This window comes from Pseudomonas sp. MWU12-2020, from assembly GCF_023100605.1.
Taxonomy (GTDB): domain Bacteria; phylum Pseudomonadota; class Gammaproteobacteria; order Pseudomonadales; family Pseudomonadaceae; genus Aquipseudomonas; species Aquipseudomonas fluorescens_H.
Genome location: NZ_JALMEX010000004.1, coordinates 38,465 through 55,248 on the forward strand (window position 1 = coordinate 38,465; position 16,784 = coordinate 55,248).

General features: G+C 59.1%; 16 protein-coding genes. 7 read left to right on the plus strand and 9 right to left on the minus strand.

Annotated elements, in window-relative coordinates:
• The first annotated feature begins 111 nt into the window (after window positions 1–111).
• Window positions 112–1,008, plus strand: a complete 897-nt coding sequence (locus tag M0814_RS10490) for a M23 family metallopeptidase (protein ID WP_003229614.1) — start codon at window positions 112–114, stop codon at window positions 1,006–1,008.
• Window positions 1,009–1,179: 171 nt separating this feature from the next.
• On the opposite strand, the gene M0814_RS10495 is transcribed toward M0814_RS10490, so the two are convergent.
• The 3 genes from M0814_RS10495 to phoB all read right to left on the minus strand — a co-directional run bounded on the left by M0814_RS10495 (window position 1,180) and on the right by phoB (window position 4,694).
• Complete coding sequence (locus M0814_RS10495; RefSeq protein WP_103483757.1) at window positions 1,180–2,520, minus strand: hemolysin family protein; 1,341 nt, start codon at window positions 2,518–2,520, stop codon at window positions 1,180–1,182.
• Window positions 2,521–2,643: 123 nt separating this feature from the next.
• Window positions 2,644–3,930 (minus strand): phosphate regulon sensor histidine kinase PhoR, encoded by a 1,287-nt coding sequence (phoR, locus tag M0814_RS10500; RefSeq protein WP_247868486.1) that lies wholly within the window; start codon window positions 3,928–3,930, stop codon window positions 2,644–2,646.
• Window positions 3,931–4,004: 74 nt separating this feature from the next.
• Window positions 4,005–4,694, minus strand: a complete 690-nt coding sequence (phoB, locus tag M0814_RS10505) for a phosphate regulon transcriptional regulator PhoB (protein ID WP_003229608.1) — start codon at window positions 4,692–4,694, stop codon at window positions 4,005–4,007.
• 151 nt (window positions 4,695–4,845) lie between these two features.
• Between phoB and M0814_RS10510 the strand changes: the two genes are divergently transcribed.
• Entirely contained in the window at window positions 4,846–5,229 is a 384-nt protein-coding gene (locus tag M0814_RS10510; RefSeq protein WP_103483755.1) for a hypothetical protein, read from the plus strand.
• Between the two features lie 110 nt (window positions 5,230–5,339).
• On the opposite strand, the gene ubiA is transcribed toward M0814_RS10510, so the two are convergent.
• Window positions 5,340–6,230, minus strand: a complete 891-nt coding sequence (ubiA, locus tag M0814_RS10515; RefSeq protein ID WP_103483754.1) for a 4-hydroxybenzoate octaprenyltransferase — start codon at window positions 6,228–6,230, stop codon at window positions 5,340–5,342.
• Complete coding sequence (locus M0814_RS10520; RefSeq protein ID WP_103483753.1) at window positions 6,230–6,790, minus strand: chorismate lyase; 561 nt, start codon at window positions 6,788–6,790, stop codon at window positions 6,230–6,232. The genes ubiA and M0814_RS10520 overlap by 1 nt, the downstream gene beginning before the upstream one ends.
• Before the next feature lie 200 nt (window positions 6,791–6,990).
• Here M0814_RS10520 and M0814_RS10525 point away from each other — a divergent pair, with 200 nt between their 5' ends.
• The 3 genes from M0814_RS10525 to M0814_RS10535 all read left to right on the plus strand — a co-directional run bounded on the left by M0814_RS10525 (window position 6,991) and on the right by M0814_RS10535 (window position 8,793).
• On the plus strand, window positions 6,991–7,158 hold the full coding sequence (locus tag M0814_RS10525; protein WP_003229600.1) for a rubredoxin: 168 nt from the start codon (window positions 6,991–6,993) through the stop codon (window positions 7,156–7,158).
• Between the two features lie 20 nt (window positions 7,159–7,178).
• Entirely contained in the window at window positions 7,179–8,327 is a 1,149-nt protein-coding gene (locus M0814_RS10530) for an FAD-dependent oxidoreductase (protein ID WP_103483752.1), read from the plus strand.
• A gap of 190 nt (window positions 8,328–8,517) precedes the next feature.
• Window positions 8,518–8,793, plus strand: coding sequence for an HU family DNA-binding protein (locus tag M0814_RS10535; RefSeq protein WP_003213368.1), 276 nt, complete (start codon window positions 8,518–8,520; stop codon window positions 8,791–8,793).
• 96 nt (window positions 8,794–8,889) lie between these two features.
• Here the strand turns inward: M0814_RS10535 and M0814_RS10540 are convergent, their stop codons facing one another.
• Genes M0814_RS10540 through tssI form a run of 4 tightly spaced genes read right to left on the minus strand, consistent with a single transcriptional unit; the run spans window position 8,890 to window position 13,953 of the window.
• Window positions 8,890–9,246 (minus strand): hypothetical protein, encoded by a 357-nt coding sequence (locus M0814_RS10540; RefSeq protein WP_103483751.1) that lies wholly within the window; start codon window positions 9,244–9,246, stop codon window positions 8,890–8,892.
• Between the two features lie 13 nt (window positions 9,247–9,259).
• The gene (locus tag M0814_RS10545) at window positions 9,260–9,961 is read right to left on the minus strand and encodes a DUF2931 family protein (protein ID WP_103483750.1); all 702 of its coding nucleotides are present in this window, start codon (window positions 9,959–9,961) and stop codon (window positions 9,260–9,262) included.
• Complete coding sequence (locus M0814_RS10550) at window positions 9,948–10,619, minus strand: DUF2931 family protein (protein ID WP_103483749.1); 672 nt, start codon at window positions 10,617–10,619, stop codon at window positions 9,948–9,950. The genes M0814_RS10545 and M0814_RS10550 overlap by 14 nt, the downstream gene beginning before the upstream one ends.
• The gene (gene tssI, locus M0814_RS10555) at window positions 10,612–13,953 is read right to left on the minus strand and encodes a type VI secretion system tip protein TssI/VgrG (protein ID WP_103483748.1); all 3,342 of its coding nucleotides are present in this window, start codon (window positions 13,951–13,953) and stop codon (window positions 10,612–10,614) included. The genes M0814_RS10550 and tssI overlap by 8 nt, the downstream gene beginning before the upstream one ends.
• A 714-nt stretch (window positions 13,954–14,667) precedes the next feature.
• Between tssI and tssA the strand changes: the two genes are divergently transcribed.
• Both tssA and tssB read left to right on the plus strand, forming a co-directional pair.
• Complete coding sequence (tssA, locus tag M0814_RS10560; protein ID WP_003229588.1) at window positions 14,668–16,230, plus strand: type VI secretion system protein TssA; 1,563 nt, start codon at window positions 14,668–14,670, stop codon at window positions 16,228–16,230.
• Window positions 16,231–16,262: 32 nt separating this feature from the next.
• Window positions 16,263–16,766, plus strand: a complete 504-nt coding sequence (gene tssB / locus M0814_RS10565; protein WP_103483747.1) for a type VI secretion system contractile sheath small subunit — start codon at window positions 16,263–16,265, stop codon at window positions 16,764–16,766.
• Window positions 16,767–16,784 lie beyond the last annotated feature (18 nt).

Sequence of the window (16,784 nt, forward strand, 5' to 3'; positions counted from 1 at the left end):
ACTGACGACGTGCATTTTCCAGACTGCCCAATTTGAAACATCTGTCGACTAGCCTGGTCTGTCTCAGCTGCTAGGCTCTTTTCCAGGCCTTACTCGACAGAACCTTTGCCCATGCTCGCGCGCCTGCTGTTTTTCTGTGGTCTTTTCCTGGCCTCCACCTCGACTGTGGCCATGACCATCTACAAATCCACCGATGCCAACGGCGTGGTCTCGTACAGCGACCGGCCGAGCAAAGGCTCGCAGGTGTTCGTGTTTCAGGACCGCATGGTCGAGCACCTCGAGCGCCAGGTGTATCTCGATATCAAGAAGCAGAAGGGTACCGACGTGGTGTTCGTGCGCAATGACCTGTATGCGCCGGTCGAGGTGGCGCTGGCGTTCACCGGCATGAGCAATGTGCGTGGTGCCCCGGCACAAACGATCCGCCGGGTGCTGCCGGCGCGCAGCAATACCCGGTTGGCACTGCTGACGGCGATTAGCGGCAGCCAGCCGCTGGTGTATACGCCGCAGTTCCAGTACTCGCTGGGCGACCCCGCTGGCGCCGCGCAGAGCTATCGCTATCCGTTGCCTTGGCGGGGCGGGCCGTTCCGTCTGAGTCAGGGCGCCAACGGCCAGTACAGCCACTACGGGCCGAAGAACAAGTACGCGATGGACATCGCCATGCCGGTGGGCACGCCGATCATTGCCGCACGGGCCGGGGTGGTGGTGAAAACCGAAAACTCGCAGAGCGGGCGCGGCAATGATGCGTCCGGCAATTTCGTCCGGGTGCTGCATGACGACGGCACCATGGGCGTGTACCTGCATCTCAAGCAAGGTTCGGTGAGCGTACGTGAGGGGCAGCGAGTGACGGTCGGCAGCCCGCTGGCGCTGTCCGGCAACACCGGCAACAGCAGCGGCCCGCACCTGCACTTTGTGGTGCAGCGCAATACGGGGCAGGGGCTGGTGTCGATTCCGTATCAGTTCAACCAGCCGCTGGGGGCGCTGCCCAACTTTGCGTTGGGCAAACAGTAAAGGCAGTGGAGCTCAACTGTGGCGAGGGAGCTTGCTCCCGCTGGGCTGCGAAGCGGCCCCAAAACCCTGAAACCGCGTTCGATCAGATACACCTGGCACACAGTTCTGCGACTGCTGCGCAGCCGAGCGGGAGCAAGCTCCCTCGCCACAAAAGCTGTCCTGCAATCGCGATCAATCCAGCATCAACACCTTCGCCAGCACAATCTTCGGCCCTTTCATCTTCTTGATGATGATTCGCAGGCCTTCGACTTCCAGCACTTCTTCCTCTTCCGGCACCCGCTTCAGGGTTTCGTAAACGAGGCCAGCCAGGGTTTCGGCTTCGATGTGGTCCAGGTCGATCCCCAACAGGCGCTCAACCTTGAACAGCGGCGTATCGCCACGCACCAGCAGCTTGCCCGGCTGATACGCGAGGATCCCGCGCTCGGCCTTGCGGTGTTCGTCCTGAATGTCGCCGACCAGCACTTCCAACACGTCTTCCATGGTCAGGTAGCCGATGATGTTGCCGTCGGCCTCCTCGACCACGGCGAAGTGCGAGCCGCCCTTGCGGAACTGCTCCAGCAGCTGCGACAGCGGCATGTGCCGCGACACGCGCTCCAGTGGACGGGTCAGTTCAGCCAGGTTGAACGACTCCGGAATGTGGTCCAGCGCCGCCAGTTCCAGCAGCAGGTCCTTGATGTGCAGCAGGCCGACGAACTCCTGGCGCTCGCTGTCGTACACCGGATACCGGCTGAACTTGTGGCGACGGAACATCGCCAGAATTTCTTTCAGCGGCGCGTTGAATTCGAGGGTGATCAGGTCTTCGCGGGAGTTGGCCCAGTCGACCACTTCCAGTTCGCCCATCTCTACCGCCGAGGCCAGCACGCGCATGCCTTGGTCGCTCGGATCCTGACCACGGCTGGAGTGCAGAATCAGTTTCAGTTCTTCGCGGCTGTAATGGTGTTCGTGGTGCGGGCCGGGTTCGCCTTGACCGGCGATCCGCAGAATCGCGTTGGCGCTGGCATTGAGCAGGTAGATCGCCGGGTACATCGCCCAGTAGAACAGGTACAGCGGCACCGCCGTCCACAGCGACAGCAGCTCGGGTTTGCGGATCGCCCACGACTTGGGCGCCAGTTCACCGACGACGATGTGCAGGTAGGAAATGATGAAGAACGCGGTAAAGAACGAAATGCCCTTGACCACTTCCGTCGACTGCACGCCGACCGCGCTCAGCAGCGGTTCGAGAATGTGCGCGAACGCCGGCTCACCGACCCAGCCGAGGCCGAGAGAGGCGAGGGTGATACCGAGCTGACACGCCGAGAGGTACGCATCGAGCTGACTGTGGACGGTGCGCAGGATGTGCCCGCGCCAGCCGTTCTTGTCAGCGATGGCCTCGACCCGGGTCGAGCGCAGTTTGACCATGGCGAATTCCGCCGCAACGAAAAAGCCGTTGAGCAAAACCAGGATCAGAGCGAAAAGAATCATGCCGAAATCGGCGAAAATCGTAGCGAGGGACAAGCCAGGGGAAGGGTCCATGATGGAGTTTTGCAGGTTCCGTGTGATTCGTAAGAGAGAAGAAATCGCGCCTGAAAGGCAGACGCAAGTCATCCAATGTAGCGGCTGACATGGCGATTGCCTAGTGGCGCGTGCTGGCCGGTATCACTCGGCGGCGCTGATGGCCCGTGCCTGGGCCACCTGGGCCGGGGCGAAATGGCAGGTGAACGTGCTGCCATGACCGGGCACGCTGCTGATCTCCATTCGCGCGCGGTGGCGCAGCAACACGTGTTTGACGATCGCCAGACCGAGCCCGGTGCCGCCGGTGTTGGAGTTGCGGCTGGAGTCGACGCGGTAGAAGCGTTCGGTCAGGCGCGGCAGGTGTTTGCTGTCGATACCGATCCCGGAATCCTGCACTCTCAGGTGCGCGCCTTGCTCGTCGCCCCACCAGCGAATGCGGATGTTGCCCTCGGCCGGGGTGTACTTCACGGCGTTGAACACCAGGTTGGAGAAGGCGCTGCGCAGTTCCGCCTCGCTGCCCTTGAGCAGGATGCGCGCATCGGCTTCGAGGGTGATTTTCTGGTTCTTCTGCCCGGACAACTGCTGGGCGTCGCTCTTGATTGACTGCAGCAGGGCGTCGATCTGCACTGGCTGGTTGTCCGACGGGTAATCGGTGGCTTCCAGTTTCGCCAGCAACAGCAGATCGTTGAGCAGCGTCTGCATGCGTCCGCCCTGTTGCTGCATCTGCTGCAGGGCGCGGCTCCAGCGCGGGTTCACTTCCTCGACGTTGTCGAGCAGGGTTTCCAGGTAGCCGCAGATCACTGTCAGCGGTGTGCGCAGTTCGTGGGAGACGTTGGCGATGAAGTCTTTGCGCATCTGTTCCAGCTGATGGATGCGCGTAACGTCGCGCACTAGCATCAAGTGTTCGTTGTTGCCGTAGCGTGTGAGGTACAGCTGAATGCGCACGCGATCATTGGTCGGCGAAGGGATTTCCAGCGGTTCGGCGTAGCTTTCCTGCTCGAAGTATTCCTTGAAGCGCGGATGCCGTACCAGGTTGGTCACCGGTTGGCCGCTGTCCTGCGGGGTCTTGAGGCCGAGCAGGGTTTCCGCGGCGCGGTTCCACCATTCCAGGTTGCCGTCGCTGTCGAGCATGATCACCGCGTCTTTGAGCGCGGCGGTGGACTCCTGCACCCGGTCGATCACCGCTTGCAGGCGCCCGCGTACCCGTTGATCGCGGCGTTGCAGGTGGTAGATGCTGTCGAACACCTCGCCCCACAGGCCATAGCCGTCGGGCGGTGCTTCATCGGGTTGGTGCAGGCGCAGCCATTCGTGCAGACGCAGCAGTTGCTTGAGCGTCCAGGCCAGGTAAATCCCCAGGCCTGCTGCGAGGCTCCAGCCGTAGTAGCCGGTGATCAGGCCGATCACCAGACACGCTGTGACCAGCAACAGCATGTGGCGAATCAGGGTGCCATGCCAGTTTTGATTCACGGAAAATACGGTCCTTGTCAGCGAGTCTGGCGGTTGGATCAGGCCTTGGTGGAAAACCGGTAGCCGGTGCCGCGCACGGTTTGTACCAGATTTTCGTAGGCGTCGCCGAGGGCCTTGCGCAGGCGGCGAATGTGCACGTCGACGGTGCGCTCTTCAACATAGACGTTGCCGCCCCAGACCTGATCCAGCAACTGCCCGCGCGTGTAGGCGCGTTCCTGGTGGGTCATGAAGAATTGCAGCAGACGGTATTCGGTCGGGCCCATCTCGGCCGGACGGCCGTCGATGGTCACGCGGTGGCTGATCGGGTCGAGCAGCAGGCCGCCGACTTCGATCGGCGCTTCGCCATCGGTCGGACCGGCGCGGCGCAGCACAGCCTTGAGGCGGGCGACCAGTTCGCGTGGGGAAAACGGTTTGGTGATGTAGTCGTCGGCGCCGACTTCAAGACCCTGGATCTTGTTGTCCTCTTCGCCCTTGGCGGTGAGCATGATGATCGGGATGTCCCCGGTCAGCTCGTCACGCTTGAGGCGGCGGGCCAGTTCGATGCCGGAGGTGCCGGGCAGCATCCAGTCGAGCAGGATCAGGTCCGGTTTGCGGTCAACGATGATGGCGTGTGCCTGCTGCGAGTTCTCCGCCTCGAGGCAGTCATAGCCGGCCATTTCCAACGCAACGGCGATCATTTCGCGAATGGGCGCTTCGTCGTCGACGATCAGAATGCTCCTGCCAACCATGCCTTAATCCTCTTGTCATTTAACTGTCTTGCGCCGCATTAGATAACGGAATTATTGCAGTCGTGTGACAGTATTTTAGTCGCCCGGCGGTTGGCGTGATCCTGGACTAAGCTCTAAGTCCGAATCCTGACAACCACAAAAGAAGGTTTCCATGACACAAATGACTGCTTCTTTCAAAGCTCTGCTGCTGGCTGCTGCACTGGCATTGCCTGGATTAGCCATGGCGGCCGAGCCCGCCATGATGAAGGACGGCATGATGGTCGACCACAAAGGCATGACCGTTTATACGTTCGACAAAGACGCTGGCGGCAAGTCGATGTGCAACGGTGATTGCGCCAAGAACTGGCCACCGATGATGGCGCCAGCGGGTGCCAAGGCTGAAGGCAAATGGACGGTCATCAAACGCGATGACGGCATGATGCAATACGCTTATGACGGCAAGCCGTTGTACACCTTCATGAAGGACGAAAAACCTGGAGAAATGAAAGGTGACGGCATGAAGGAGATGTGGCACGTGGTGCACGAGCACAAGTAAACGCAAACCCCCTGTAGGAGTGAGCCTGCTCGCGATGACGGTGTATCAGTTAACAGCAATGTGGCTGATACACCGTCATCGCGAGCAGGCTCACTCCTACAGGTTTGTGTTTAGCGCAACGCGTAATCCAGCACGATCCCGACAAAAATCGCCAACCCGGCCCAGTGGTTGTGCAAAAACGCCTTGAAGCAACGCATCCGGTCGCGATCACGGGTGTACCAGAACTCCCACGCATAGCATCCAGCGGCCACTAACAGGCCGAGATGGAACCAGATGCCCAGCTCGAACTTCGACCCGGCCAGCAACAGGCAGCCCAGCGACAGCGCCTGCAACGTCAGGATGATCACCCGATCCGCATCGCCGAACAGAATCGCCGTGGATTTCACGCCGATCTTCAGGTCGTCGTCACGGTCAGTCATCGCGTAATACGTGTCGTAACCCACCGTCCACAGCAGATTGGCGATCCACAGCAGCCAGGCGGCGGCGGGCACCGCGCCGGTCTCGGCGGTGAACGCCATCGGCATGCCCCAGGAAAACGCCGCGCCCAGCACCACTTGCGGGTAGTAGGTGTAGCGCTTCATGAATGGGTAGGTGAACGCCAGTGCCAGACCGCCCAGCGACAGCCAGATCGTCGGCGCATTGGTGCACAGCACCAGCAGGAAACTCACGCCCATCAGCAGCGCGAAGAACACCAGTGCCTCTTTCGAACTGATTTTGCCGCTGGCCAGCGGTCGTTGCGCGGTGCGTTTGACGTGGCCATCGACCTTGCGGTCGGCCCAGTCGTTGATCACGCAGCCACCGGCACGGGTCAGCACCACGCCGAGGACAAAAATCGCGATGTTGGCCAGCGATGGCGAACCCTTGCCGGCAATCCACAGTGCCCACAGCGTCGGCCACAGCAGCAGGTAAATGCCGATCGGCTTGTCCATGCGCGTCAACTGAATGAAATCCCAGGCGCGCGGGTTCAAGCGGTTCAGGGACTTGAGCAGGCTCTGGTACATCAGCAGTTCTCCGGATGGGCGCGGGCGGCGTTCCACAGGGTCGGCAGGAAAATCTCCGCCACCAGTACGCTCAAGGCGCCACGGTCGAAACGCGAGCGCCGGCCCCACAGCTCGGGGGCGCGGCAGGCTGGCGGCAACCAGTCCTGCGGGTAGTGACAGACCTCGATGGCGCGGCGCTGGAAGGCGTGGTCGCAAAACAGCAGTTCGCCCAGCGAGCGGCTGCCGAGTTCGTCCATGTGCAAGCCGTCGCCTTGCAGGGCGGCGCGTGAAGCCACGCTGCGGGCGAACACCCAGGCTTCGCCGTGACCGCGCAAATACACCTCGCGCACCCAGCCTTCGCTGCCTTCGGCCAGATCCAGTGCTGCGCATTCGTCGCTGCGCAGGGTGTCCCAGCCTTCGAACAATGGCATGACGCTGAAGCCGTCGTTCGACAGCCGCGTCAGGCGGCGGGTCAGCGAACCTTCGTCGAACAACCAGTCCAGGGTCAACGAATCGGGAAGGGGCGTCAGTCGGCTTTGAGTCAGCCAGAGCGGGGCCGGGCAGGCATTTGAATGTTGCACAATGAGTCATTATTGGCCGCAAATGAGGCGGCGAGCTTAACATGGCGTGCTGCGAATTGGATGGATCCGGGGCGCCGTTGCGCCGAACAGGCTTGCATCTGCCCGGCACCCTCAGTACAAAACGCCCTGAGCCGGATGGCAGCGCAACCACCATCGACCATCCGCGCCGACAAAAGCCTGAATCTTGAGGAAGTACCTGAATGAAAAAGTGGCAATGCATCGTCTGCGGCCTGATCTACAACGAAGCTGACGGTTGGCCGGATGACGGCATCGCGCCGGGCACCCTGTGGCAGGACGTGCCGGAAGACTGGCTGTGCCCGGACTGCGGCGTGGGCAAGTCGGACTTCGAAATGATCGAAATCAACTGAGAAAAACCAAGGAGTAAGGCATGAACGCACCTGTCGTAATCGTCGGCACCGGGCTTGCGGGTTACAACCTGGCCCGGGAGTTTCGCAAACTCGATGGCGAAACCCCGCTGCTGCTGATTACCGCCGATGACGGGCGCTCTTACTCCAAGCCGATGCTCTCCACCGGTTTCGGCAAGAACAAGGACGCCGATGGCCTGAGCATGGCCGAACCCGGCGCCATGGCCGAGCAGTTGAAGGCCGAAGTGCGCACTCACACGCGCATCAGCGGCATCGACGCCGGCCACAAGCGCCTGTGGATCGGCGAAGAAGCGGTGTACTACCGCGACCTGATCCTTGCCTGGGGCGCAGAAACCGTGCGTGTGCCGATCGAGGGTGATGGCTCCGAGCTGGTATTCCCGATCAACGATCTCGAAGACTATGCGCGCTTTCGTGCAGCCGCTGCGGGCAAACGCCGCGTATTGCTGCTGGGGGCGGGCCTGATCGGCTGCGAATTTGCCAATGACCTGATCCTCGGTGGTTACGAGGTGCAACTGGTCGCGCCGTGCGAGCAAGTGATGCCGATGCTGCTGCACCCGGCCGCTGCGGCCGCCGTGCAGGCCGGGCTGGAAAGCCTGGGCGCGCGTTTTCACCTCGGCCCGGTGCTGACCCGCCTGCAAAAAGTCGCAGACGGGCTGGAAGCGCATCTGTCCGACGGGCAGGTGATTGCCTGCGATGTGGTGGTGTCGGCCATTGGCCTGCGCCCGCGCATCGATCTGGCCGCGGCGGCCGGAGTGCAGGTAAATCGCGGTGTCGTAGTCGACCGCTACCTGAAGACTTCCCACGCCAATATCTACGCCCTGGGCGACTGCGCCGAGGTCGATGGGCTGAATCTGTTGTACGTGATGCCCCTCATGAGCTGTGCGCGTGCGCTGGCACAAACTCTGGCGGGCAATCCGACGGCCGTGACTTACGGCCCGATGCCGATCACGGTGAAAACTCCGGTGTGCCCGTTGGTCGTTTCGCCACCGCCTCGGGGCAGCGAAGGCGTCTGGACCGTCGAAGGGCAGGGCGCCGACATCAAGGCTCTGTGCCACGGTGCCGATGGTCAGTTGCTCGGCTATGCACTGACCGGCGCGGCGGTGATGGAAAAACTTGCTCTGAACAAACAGCTTCCGGCCCTGCTGGCGTAAATACCGGTCGTTCTGTCGGAATCACCCCGCTTTTGCCCCTACAAAGGTCGCGGGGAGACTGGCGCCGCCGGTATCCGCGTGCCATTCTCACTCCCGTCTGCCGCAGAGTAGAGCCTGCGGCGCCTTGGGCGCTGTTCCAACGAGAACAGCACGGACATAACAACAAAAAACCGTCAAAGGGGCTTCACTAATGCGTAAACCAGAACTCGCCGCTGCAATCGCTGAAAAAGCGGATCTGACCAAAGAACAGGCCAACCGCGTTCTCAACGCCGTCCTCGAAGAAATCACCGGCGCTCTGCACCGCAAGGACAGCGTCACGCTGGTGGGCTTCGGCACCTTCCTGCAACGCCACCGCGGCGCCCGCACCGGCAAGAACCCGCAAACCGGTGAGCCGGTGAAGATCAAGGCCAGCAACACCGTGGCATTCAAGCCAGGCAAGTCGTTGAAAGACAGCGTCAATCCTTAAATTGCGGCGAACTCCCTGAATGACGGGGAGTACCGCAATAAAAAATGGGCACACCGATTGCGGTCGGGTGCCCATTTTTTGTGGCCGTAAATCGGCTTATTGACGCCGAAAGCAGGCCTTTCCGTTGCCGAAATCCACGGCCAGACAGTTCGGTTCGATCGCCAGTTGCAGATCCTGAAACAGGCCGGACAAATCGCTGTCCGACGCCGGTTTAGTATCGCTCTTCAGCGTCACGGTGTTGTTTTGCATCTGCCAGGTGCCCTTGGCAAAGCCGTCTGCGCTGCCATACGACACGCCGGCGTCAAACGTGCCGTCCTTGCGCAGCAGCAATTCGGCGCCCATTTCCATTGCACCGGTCAGATAATAATGACCGTCCAGTGGCGGGGTGTCTGCAGAGGCTTGAGTGACGGGAAGCCACAGCAGTGCTGCGAACAACAGGGGTTTCAATTCCATGAGGTAAAGCTCCTTACCAGCTCCCGAAGGGGATGCCGAATTTTTCGATGTAGGTTTTTGAGGCATCAGAAAGAGGTCGATGTTTACCGCCGGATTTGCCTTCGTAGGGGCCTTTGGGGTTGATGGTTCCTTGCACGCGGACAATTTCGACCGACTTCAAACAGGCTCCCCCTAGCCAAACCTTTGCAATGCCGCCGGGGGCCAGACCGATACCCATATTGTCACGGGATTCGGTGATCCACTCTGAGCCAAACCTGCAGTACGCTTTTTCGGGTTTGCGCATGATTTCCCGTGCAGATTCGGGAATTACGATGTACGCCTCGTAGGTTTGGGGTTCGGCCAGTGACTGCCATCGCACGTAGATCAGGCGAGGTAAATCGGCGCCGGTCATATATTTGCCTTTCCCGCTGCCGGGGTTGTCCGGCCAGCCAGCGGGGTTACCTTTTTGATCGTCAGGCCTCTGTACTGAAGCAATGCCTGATCCTGCCCGCCGGAACACTCTTTCTTGGATATCCACCACATCGGCCGTTTCAATCCAGACCTCCATGTAATCCGGTGCTCCAAAGCCAAGGAACCAGGGCAGTTTGTCTTTCGCTTGCGCATGAATTTGAGTGCAAACCGCCAGCAGTAGTCCTGTAAACAGGCTTGTGAGTGTCTTGATGCGAAGGGTCGACCTTCTCGGCGTGATCACCGGGCTGTCCTTACCAAGAGCCATAAGGAATTCCAAATTTTTCCACGTAGGCCCTGGACTCCGGCTCAAGGGGCAGACCATAGCGGCCTTCATTTTTCCCTTGGTATGGACCCTTTTTATTCACGGTGCCTACGATCCGGGCAATCTCGATTGCCTTGAGGCATGTTCCAGTGAGCCATACTTTGGCAATGCCGCCGGGTGCCAGCCCAATCACCAGGTTTTTGCGCAATTCAGTAACCCACTTAGAGTCAAAGTTGCAGAACGCTTTTTCGGGTTTGCGCATGATCTCCCGGGCTGATTCGGGGATGACGATATAGGCTTCATAAGTCTGAGGTTCGGCCAGAGATTGCCAGCGTACGTAGACCAAGCGGGGCAGGTCGGCACCCGTTACATACTTGCCTTTTCCACTTCCAGGGTTTTCTGGCCAACCCGCGGGGTTGCCTTTGTGTTCCACGGGATTCTGTACTGATGCAATACCCGATCCGGCACGCTGAAACACTCGCTCCCGGATATCCACCACATCGGCGGTTTCAATCCAGACCTCCATGTAGTCCGGTGCTCCAAAGCCAAGGAACCAGGGCTGCTTCTTTGCAGCAGGGGAGACGTCTTGTACACAGCCGGCCAAAAATATGCCAAGCAGGAAACATATTGTTTTGCCGAGAGGTCGAGTGAAGTCATTCATGGGGGTGCACCACTCGTTGGTTGCTCTTGGCCGGGCGGTTGATGAAAACGATGTTCATGTCGCTGCTGTTCAAGCCCTTGGCTGCATTCCAGTGAGCGGAAAGATGGATATAGCGGCTACGTAACAATTCCCTTTCTTTGATGGTCAGGCCTTCGACAGATGATTTTCCAAGCGCATAAGCTTCAAGCTTGGCGTGTATCGGGATCAATTCCGTCGGTAAGGACAGTCTTGGCTCATTTTCGTCAATGACCTCGAATGGGACTCCATGTCTGACCGCCAGCTCACGCATGATGCGCAGATACACCAGAGACAGCTCCCCGTGTACTGGTCGCTCAATGCTGGCCGCCGCGTAAACCCGCTTCTGGGGATCCTGTCTGTATCCACCTTTTTCCGTTGGTTGAGTCACGGCTCTTTCCCAAAGTGCAACGTGTAAATGGCTGCCCGCGGTGTCCTCTTCGATGACGCCTTTCGCATACCAGGCATAGGCTTCTTTTTCGGCAGCAGCATAGGCTGCACTGCGGGTCGCGTCCTTGTCTCGGCTGATAGTGCTGGTGAGCGGGTTGCTCAGCAGAAGTTTTTCCTTGGCTTTAGGCAAATAGCCGCCGCCCAGATCCGAGTGAGCGCCGGGCAAGACCAGATCGATGTCGCCCAGGCTGTTGAGTGCGAAGTTCTCGCGATATTCATCACGGGCAACCAGGTGGACTATTTTGTTGGCGCAACCATCAGGCAGCTTCAACTCGAGGCCGGGGTTTCTACTGTTGGCGCCGGTAAAATCGAGCAGCCATGGGTTGGCGATTGCTGCAACGGTGTCAAAAAGCCCAATGAAGTTGATCTCCGTATCGACCTTGAATCGCCAGTAGAAGCCTTCAGCCAAGCCGCTGGAAAGCGACTTGGCGAGTAGCCCCTCATTACCCTTAAGCACTTCATTTGCAAAGTGTCTGGCTGCTGCGGCTCCTCGGCTGAAACCGAAAATATCGAATTCGATTCGTTGAATTACCAATTCTGGGTTCCGTTCAATCAGCTGCTGTATTTGTTGTCTGATAAATGTCGGACTTTGCTCAACACGAGCGACTACTCCTGTTTCACCCCTACCTGTTGCTTGTGAGTAGAGAGAGTCGGCGTCATTGCTTTTGGTGCCGACGCCTTCTATGTAAACCGCTATCGATGCAGTTTTTGCGGACACTGGTAAAAGCTTGTAAGTGTCGTCGGTGTAAAGCTCATACAACCTCGCAATATTGCTCACATCATTCCCATAACTGTTATCCGGCGAGTTTCCATCACCGTCGTAACCGTAGGTGGCGCAGTGCTGCTGGATCTCTGCAGCCGCCTCCGCAAGATTGGCGTCCGGGGCGTAACATGCTGCGACCGTCTCGCTGTTGGCCTTGTTGTTCCCCGTGCCATCGAAAAACACCCCGATACGCAAAGTTATTCCCCCCGGCGTCTCATCCTCCAGGTCGACTTCTTCCTCCTCTTCCTCAAGCTCTTCCTCTGCGCGTTCGTGTACCGCTGGCGCACTGGGCAATGCGCCATCCAGTCCAGGCAGCAGCGGCTGGGGCGCTTCCCTGTCTTGCGGCTTGCGGCCCGGTTCGATCTCAGTGCTGGTGAAAATGCCACCGCTATCGATCACGAGGTGATGGCCGCCAGCCTTCAGCGTGATGCTGGCGCCGGCATCCAGCACCACACTGGCGCCAGCCTTGAGCAGCACTTGCTGGCCGGCCTCAATGTTGAGAGACCGGCCAGCATGGGTGTAACTGTTGCCATTGATGGTTTCGCGGCGCTCGTTGCCCACTTCCAGTTGAAGGCTGTTGCCGATTTTTTGCGCCATGTCGCGCTGTGCGCGCACATAGATGAGCTCTTGCCCGGCACGATCCTCGATCGACAGTTCGTTGTAACCGCCATTGCGCGGCGAGCTTTCGCTGCGCAATACAGTTCGGGTCTTGTGGTCGGGTAACGAGTAGGGCGGCGCGGTAACTCTGTTGGACACACAACCGGTGATCAGTGGTTTGTCCGGGTCGCCCTCCAAAAAGGACACCACGACTTCCATGCCAACCCGCGGAATGGTCACTGCGCCAAAATGATCGCCGGCCCAACTGCTCGCTACGCGTACCCAACAACTGCTGCGCTCACTGTTGAGTTCTTTGCGATCCCAGGGAAATTCGATCTTCACGCGACCGAACTCATCGCAATAAATCTCTTCGCCTTCGGGGCCGGTAACCCGTGCGGTCTGAGTCACCAGCGGACGACGTGGCGCCGGTAGCGGAGGCCGGAAAACCACCTCGGCGGGAATCACGCTGAAGCGATTTCGGTAACCCTGGGTGAAACCGTCGGCGGATTTGACATCGCTGGAGGCGGACTCCTCAAGCACTTGTGGCTGTCGGCCTTCATGGGCGACGCTGAGCAGAAGCCACAGGTCGTTGCACTTTTTTCGCGGGTGTCCGGTCAGCTCAAACAAGTGGCCGCTACGCAAATTCGTCTGATCGCTCGCTCCGTCGCCCAGTTCATAATCGCTGCGGTGGCGCTCCAATGCCTGCCGGGTAATTTGCTTGCCGCGCCTTTCGTTCTCGATCAGCAATGGATAACGGTAGTCCTCCAATGTTGGAGTGAATCCGGCGGTGAAGCGGCCTTCAAGCAACAGGCTCGGGCGTTTCAGGTCGTAGTCACGACGAGTGACGGTACTGGTGCGCGTGCTGTTGCGCACACAGAATCGGCTGACCACCTGATGCTCGGCCACCATGCCGGATTCTTGCAAATACGGCGTCACAGCCAGCTTTGGGAGAAACACTTGGTCATCGGTAAATACCAGCAAATGGCCGTCCGCCGAATGCTGGTGATGCCAGGCTATCCCGTCCTCGGCGCACAGGCGCTGTATGAATTCAAAGTCGCTTTCCGCGTACTGAGTGCAATAGTCGCGTGGCGGATTCGGGGTGACATGGAAGGTAAACGCATCACCTTGAATGCCATGCCTCTTGAGCACATGCGCGATGATCTGCGGCGCCGTACGCTGCTGAAAAACCCGCTGATCATGACTGAACTGCAAGTAATGCAACGCAGGCACCAGCGTCAGCTCATAGTGGGTCAAGCGCGTTCCGCTTTCACCCACCCGCACATCTTCAATGCGTCCGTGAATACCTTCGTTGTTGAACCCGAATTGCAGAAATGCCGGCTGACTGAGCAGGCTTTCCAGATCGATATCTGCACGTTCGCTGACCAGCTCGACTCGGATCGCGTACAGGCAGCTGATGGCTTCAGCACCCTCAAATGCGAGCACCTTGAAGTCGTGGCGAACGCCGGGGATGAGCAGAATAAAAGGCGCGCAACTGCCCGTGCTGAACATACGCTTGTCCTTAAGCAGGTGAGTCGATGCGCGGTGTTCGATCGTCCCTGATCGCCACGCGAAAAGAATTTGCTCAAGCAAGCTAGCAATGCGGGAAATAAATTGATGTAAGAAGTATCCCTGACATTTGTCAGAGTATTCCGGGCGTGAAAGTGTTGTTAAGACAGTAGGAAATGGCTGTAGGAAGGTGCTTCGATAAATATTGAGTTAGCACTAAAGTGCAATTACTTTCGGGGCTTCTAAAGTTCCAGAAAAATGAAATGACATCAAATTGATGGCACTTTTGTTGTCGGGTGTTGTCTTCGGTAAATTTTTATAAAATCCAGTGAATTTTCGGAAGAATCCTACTTCTATTTTTTTCGAGAATTGTCATGCTTGCCGCCGTGTAATGGGACGAACGCTCGGGTCGGTACGCTCAGGCGGGATCGCGCCGCTCTGGATCAAGGGTTTTGAGGGGGTAGGGCAGATGCGTGCAATATAAATCGATATCAGGGATTCCCCTGCAACATATAGGGCGATCTCCTACACGGCCCAATGAACACTTCGTCTTGTTGTTTAACCAGATGCTTGCTAGTGGCCATCATAGTGATTACGATGCGCGCACTTGAAAGAGCACATCTCAATTGGATGAGTCGCTTCACCGCTCTTCGATACTGTCCCGCGCCGTGGCAACTCCAATAGGCGCATGACTGTAATCCTAATTAAAGGCCATGGATGTCCTACTCAAGCAAACTTTCTGCCCATTACCTCGAACTCGCAAAAGTCTCTGTTTCCAAAGAGAATTTCGCGGGCGAAGACGTTCGTTTTTCGAGCGAATTCGAGGCGCTGGAAAGCGAGCTGGCCAAGGCTTCGTCGATGCACGAAAGCGGGCAGATCGACTGGCTGAAAATCCGTGAAAACAGCGAAAATCTGCTGCGTACCCAATCCAAGGATTTGCGCGTCGGCGCCTGGCTGACCTGGTCGTTGTACCAGCGTGAATCCTTCCCCGGGCTGCTGGCCGGCCTCGGTCTGCTGCACCATCTGTCGGAAAATCACTGGGCCGACGTTCACCCGCTCAAACCGCGCACCCGTGCCGCCGCTATCGGCTGGCTGGTGCCGCGTCTGGAGCAGGTGCTCACCGAAAACATCGCGATCAAGGAACAGCTGCCGATGTTCCGGCAGTTGTCCGAGCATCTGGCCGGCCTCGATGCCGCGTGCACCGAGCACTTGGGCGACGACGCGCCGCTGTTGCTGCCGCTCTCGCGTCGCTTGAAAACCATGATCCAGCGCGCCGCCGACAACCAGCCGGCCCCCGGTGTGGTGGGCGCAGCGGTGGCGCAGGTCAAGCAGGCCGCGAGCCAGTTGCTGACCCCCGGCGCACCGATCGACAACGAAAAAGACGCCTACAAGGCTCTGCGCGCCCAGCAGGAAAGCGCGCGTCCGTTGTGTGCCTGGTGGCTCAAGCAGAAGGCCACCGACCTGCGCGCCCTGCGTCTGAACCGCACTTTGCTCTGGCTGCCGATCGACGCGGTGCCTGAGCGCAATGCCGAGCAGATCACCGTGCTGCGCGGTCTGCCTGTCGACAAGCTCAAGCAGTATCAGGATCGCTTCGATCAGGGCAAATACGCCGACCTGCTGGTGGAACTGGAGGCGAGCCTGGCGAAGGCGCCGTTCTGGTTCGATGGTCAGAGGATGGTCTGGGAATGTCTCCAGAACCTCAACGCCGAGATGGCAATGCGCGAAGTGGAAATCCACTTCGCGCTTTTGGTTCAGCGCCTGCCCGGCATCATCGAGTGTCGTTTCCATGACGGCGCGCCGTTTGCCGATCCGTCCACCCGGGCGTGGATCGCCGGCAATGTCATGCCGCACCTGCAAAGCGCCAGCGCGCCGCGCAAGGTTGAAACCGACGACGTTGAAACCCAGCCGGCCTGGGAAAAGGCCTTGCAGGAAGTGCTGCCGCTGCTGCGCAAGGAAGGCCTCAAGCCTGCCGTGCAAATCCTCAAGCAGGGGCTGCAGTCGGCCCACGGTGGCCGCGAGCGGTTTTTCTGGCAGTTCGCCCTCGCGCGACTGTGCTTCATGGCCAAGAAATACGAACTGGCCAAGAACCAGCTGGAAACCCTCGATCAGACATTACAGGACTCAGGCCTGCACGCCTGGGAGCCCGATCTTGCATTGGAAGTGCTGCACCTGCTGCACAGTTGCTGCGAGTTGTTGCCGCAGAACCATGCAGTGCGTGAACGCAAGGAAGAGATTTATCGCAGGCTGTGCCACCTCGATCTCGAAGTGGTACTCGAATAGGCCCCAGGGCCACAACCGCAAGGAGAAAAGCCATGGCCAAAGAAGGCTCGGTAGCCCCCAAGGAACGCATCAACGTCACCTTCAAACCCGCCACCGGCGGTGCTCAGGAAGAGATTGAACTGCCGCTGAAGCTGCTGGCAATCGGTGACTACACCCACCGCAAGGACGATCGCAAAATCGAAGATCGCAAGCCGATCAGCATCGACAAGATGACCTTCGACGAAGTGTTGGCCAAGCAAGAACTGGGTCTGACGCTGAGCGTGCCGAACCGTCTGCAGGAAGATGGCGAGGCCGACGAGCTGGCTGTGCAACTGCGCGTCAATTCGATGAAGGACTTCAACCCGGCCAGCCTGGTCGAGCAAGTGCCTGAGCTGAAAAAACTGATGGAACTGCGCGATGCGCTGGTGGCCCTCAAAGGCCCGCTGGGTAACGCACCTGCGTTCCGTAAAGCGATCGAAGGCGTGCTCGCCGTCGACGAATCCCGCGGTCGCGTACTCGGTGAGCTGGGCCTGAACGCCGCAGCCCCGGACGCCTGAGACTCCAGCCAAGGAAGC

Excerpts from the sequence above, each read along its gene's own strand:
- M0814_RS10490 (WP_003229614.1), top strand. The coding sequence starts at position 112 with ATGCTCGCGCGCCTGCTGTTTTTCTGTGGTCTTTTCCTGGCCTCCACC.
- M0814_RS10495 (WP_103483757.1), bottom strand. The coding sequence starts at position 2,520 with ATGGACCCTTCCCCTGGCTTGTCCCTCGCTACGATTTTCGCCGATTTC.
- phoR (WP_247868486.1), bottom strand. The coding sequence starts at position 3,930 with ATGCTGTTGCTGGTCACAGCGTGTCTGGTGATCGGCCTGATCACCGGC.
- phoB (WP_003229608.1), bottom strand. The coding sequence starts at position 4,694 with ATGGTTGGCAGGAGCATTCTGATCGTCGACGACGAAGCGCCCATTCGC.
- M0814_RS10510 (WP_103483755.1), top strand. The coding sequence starts at position 4,846 with ATGACACAAATGACTGCTTCTTTCAAAGCTCTGCTGCTGGCTGCTGCA.
- ubiA (WP_103483754.1), bottom strand. The coding sequence starts at position 6,230 with ATGTACCAGAGCCTGCTCAAGTCCCTGAACCGCTTGAACCCGCGCGCC.
- M0814_RS10525 (WP_003229600.1), top strand. The coding sequence starts at position 6,991 with ATGAAAAAGTGGCAATGCATCGTCTGCGGCCTGATCTACAACGAAGCT.
- M0814_RS10530 (WP_103483752.1), top strand. The coding sequence starts at position 7,179 with ATGAACGCACCTGTCGTAATCGTCGGCACCGGGCTTGCGGGTTACAAC.
- M0814_RS10535 (WP_003213368.1), top strand. The coding sequence starts at position 8,518 with ATGCGTAAACCAGAACTCGCCGCTGCAATCGCTGAAAAAGCGGATCTG.
- M0814_RS10540 (WP_103483751.1), bottom strand. The coding sequence starts at position 9,246 with ATGGAATTGAAACCCCTGTTGTTCGCAGCACTGCTGTGGCTTCCCGTC.
- M0814_RS10545 (WP_103483750.1), bottom strand. The coding sequence starts at position 9,961 with ATGGCTCTTGGTAAGGACAGCCCGGTGATCACGCCGAGAAGGTCGACC.
- M0814_RS10550 (WP_103483749.1), bottom strand. The coding sequence starts at position 10,619 with ATGAATGACTTCACTCGACCTCTCGGCAAAACAATATGTTTCCTGCTT.
- tssI (WP_103483748.1), bottom strand. The coding sequence starts at position 13,953 with ATGTTCAGCACGGGCAGTTGCGCGCCTTTTATTCTGCTCATCCCCGGC.
- tssA (WP_003229588.1), top strand. The coding sequence starts at position 14,668 with ATGTCCTACTCAAGCAAACTTTCTGCCCATTACCTCGAACTCGCAAAA.
- tssB (WP_103483747.1), top strand. The coding sequence starts at position 16,263 with ATGGCCAAAGAAGGCTCGGTAGCCCCCAAGGAACGCATCAACGTCACC.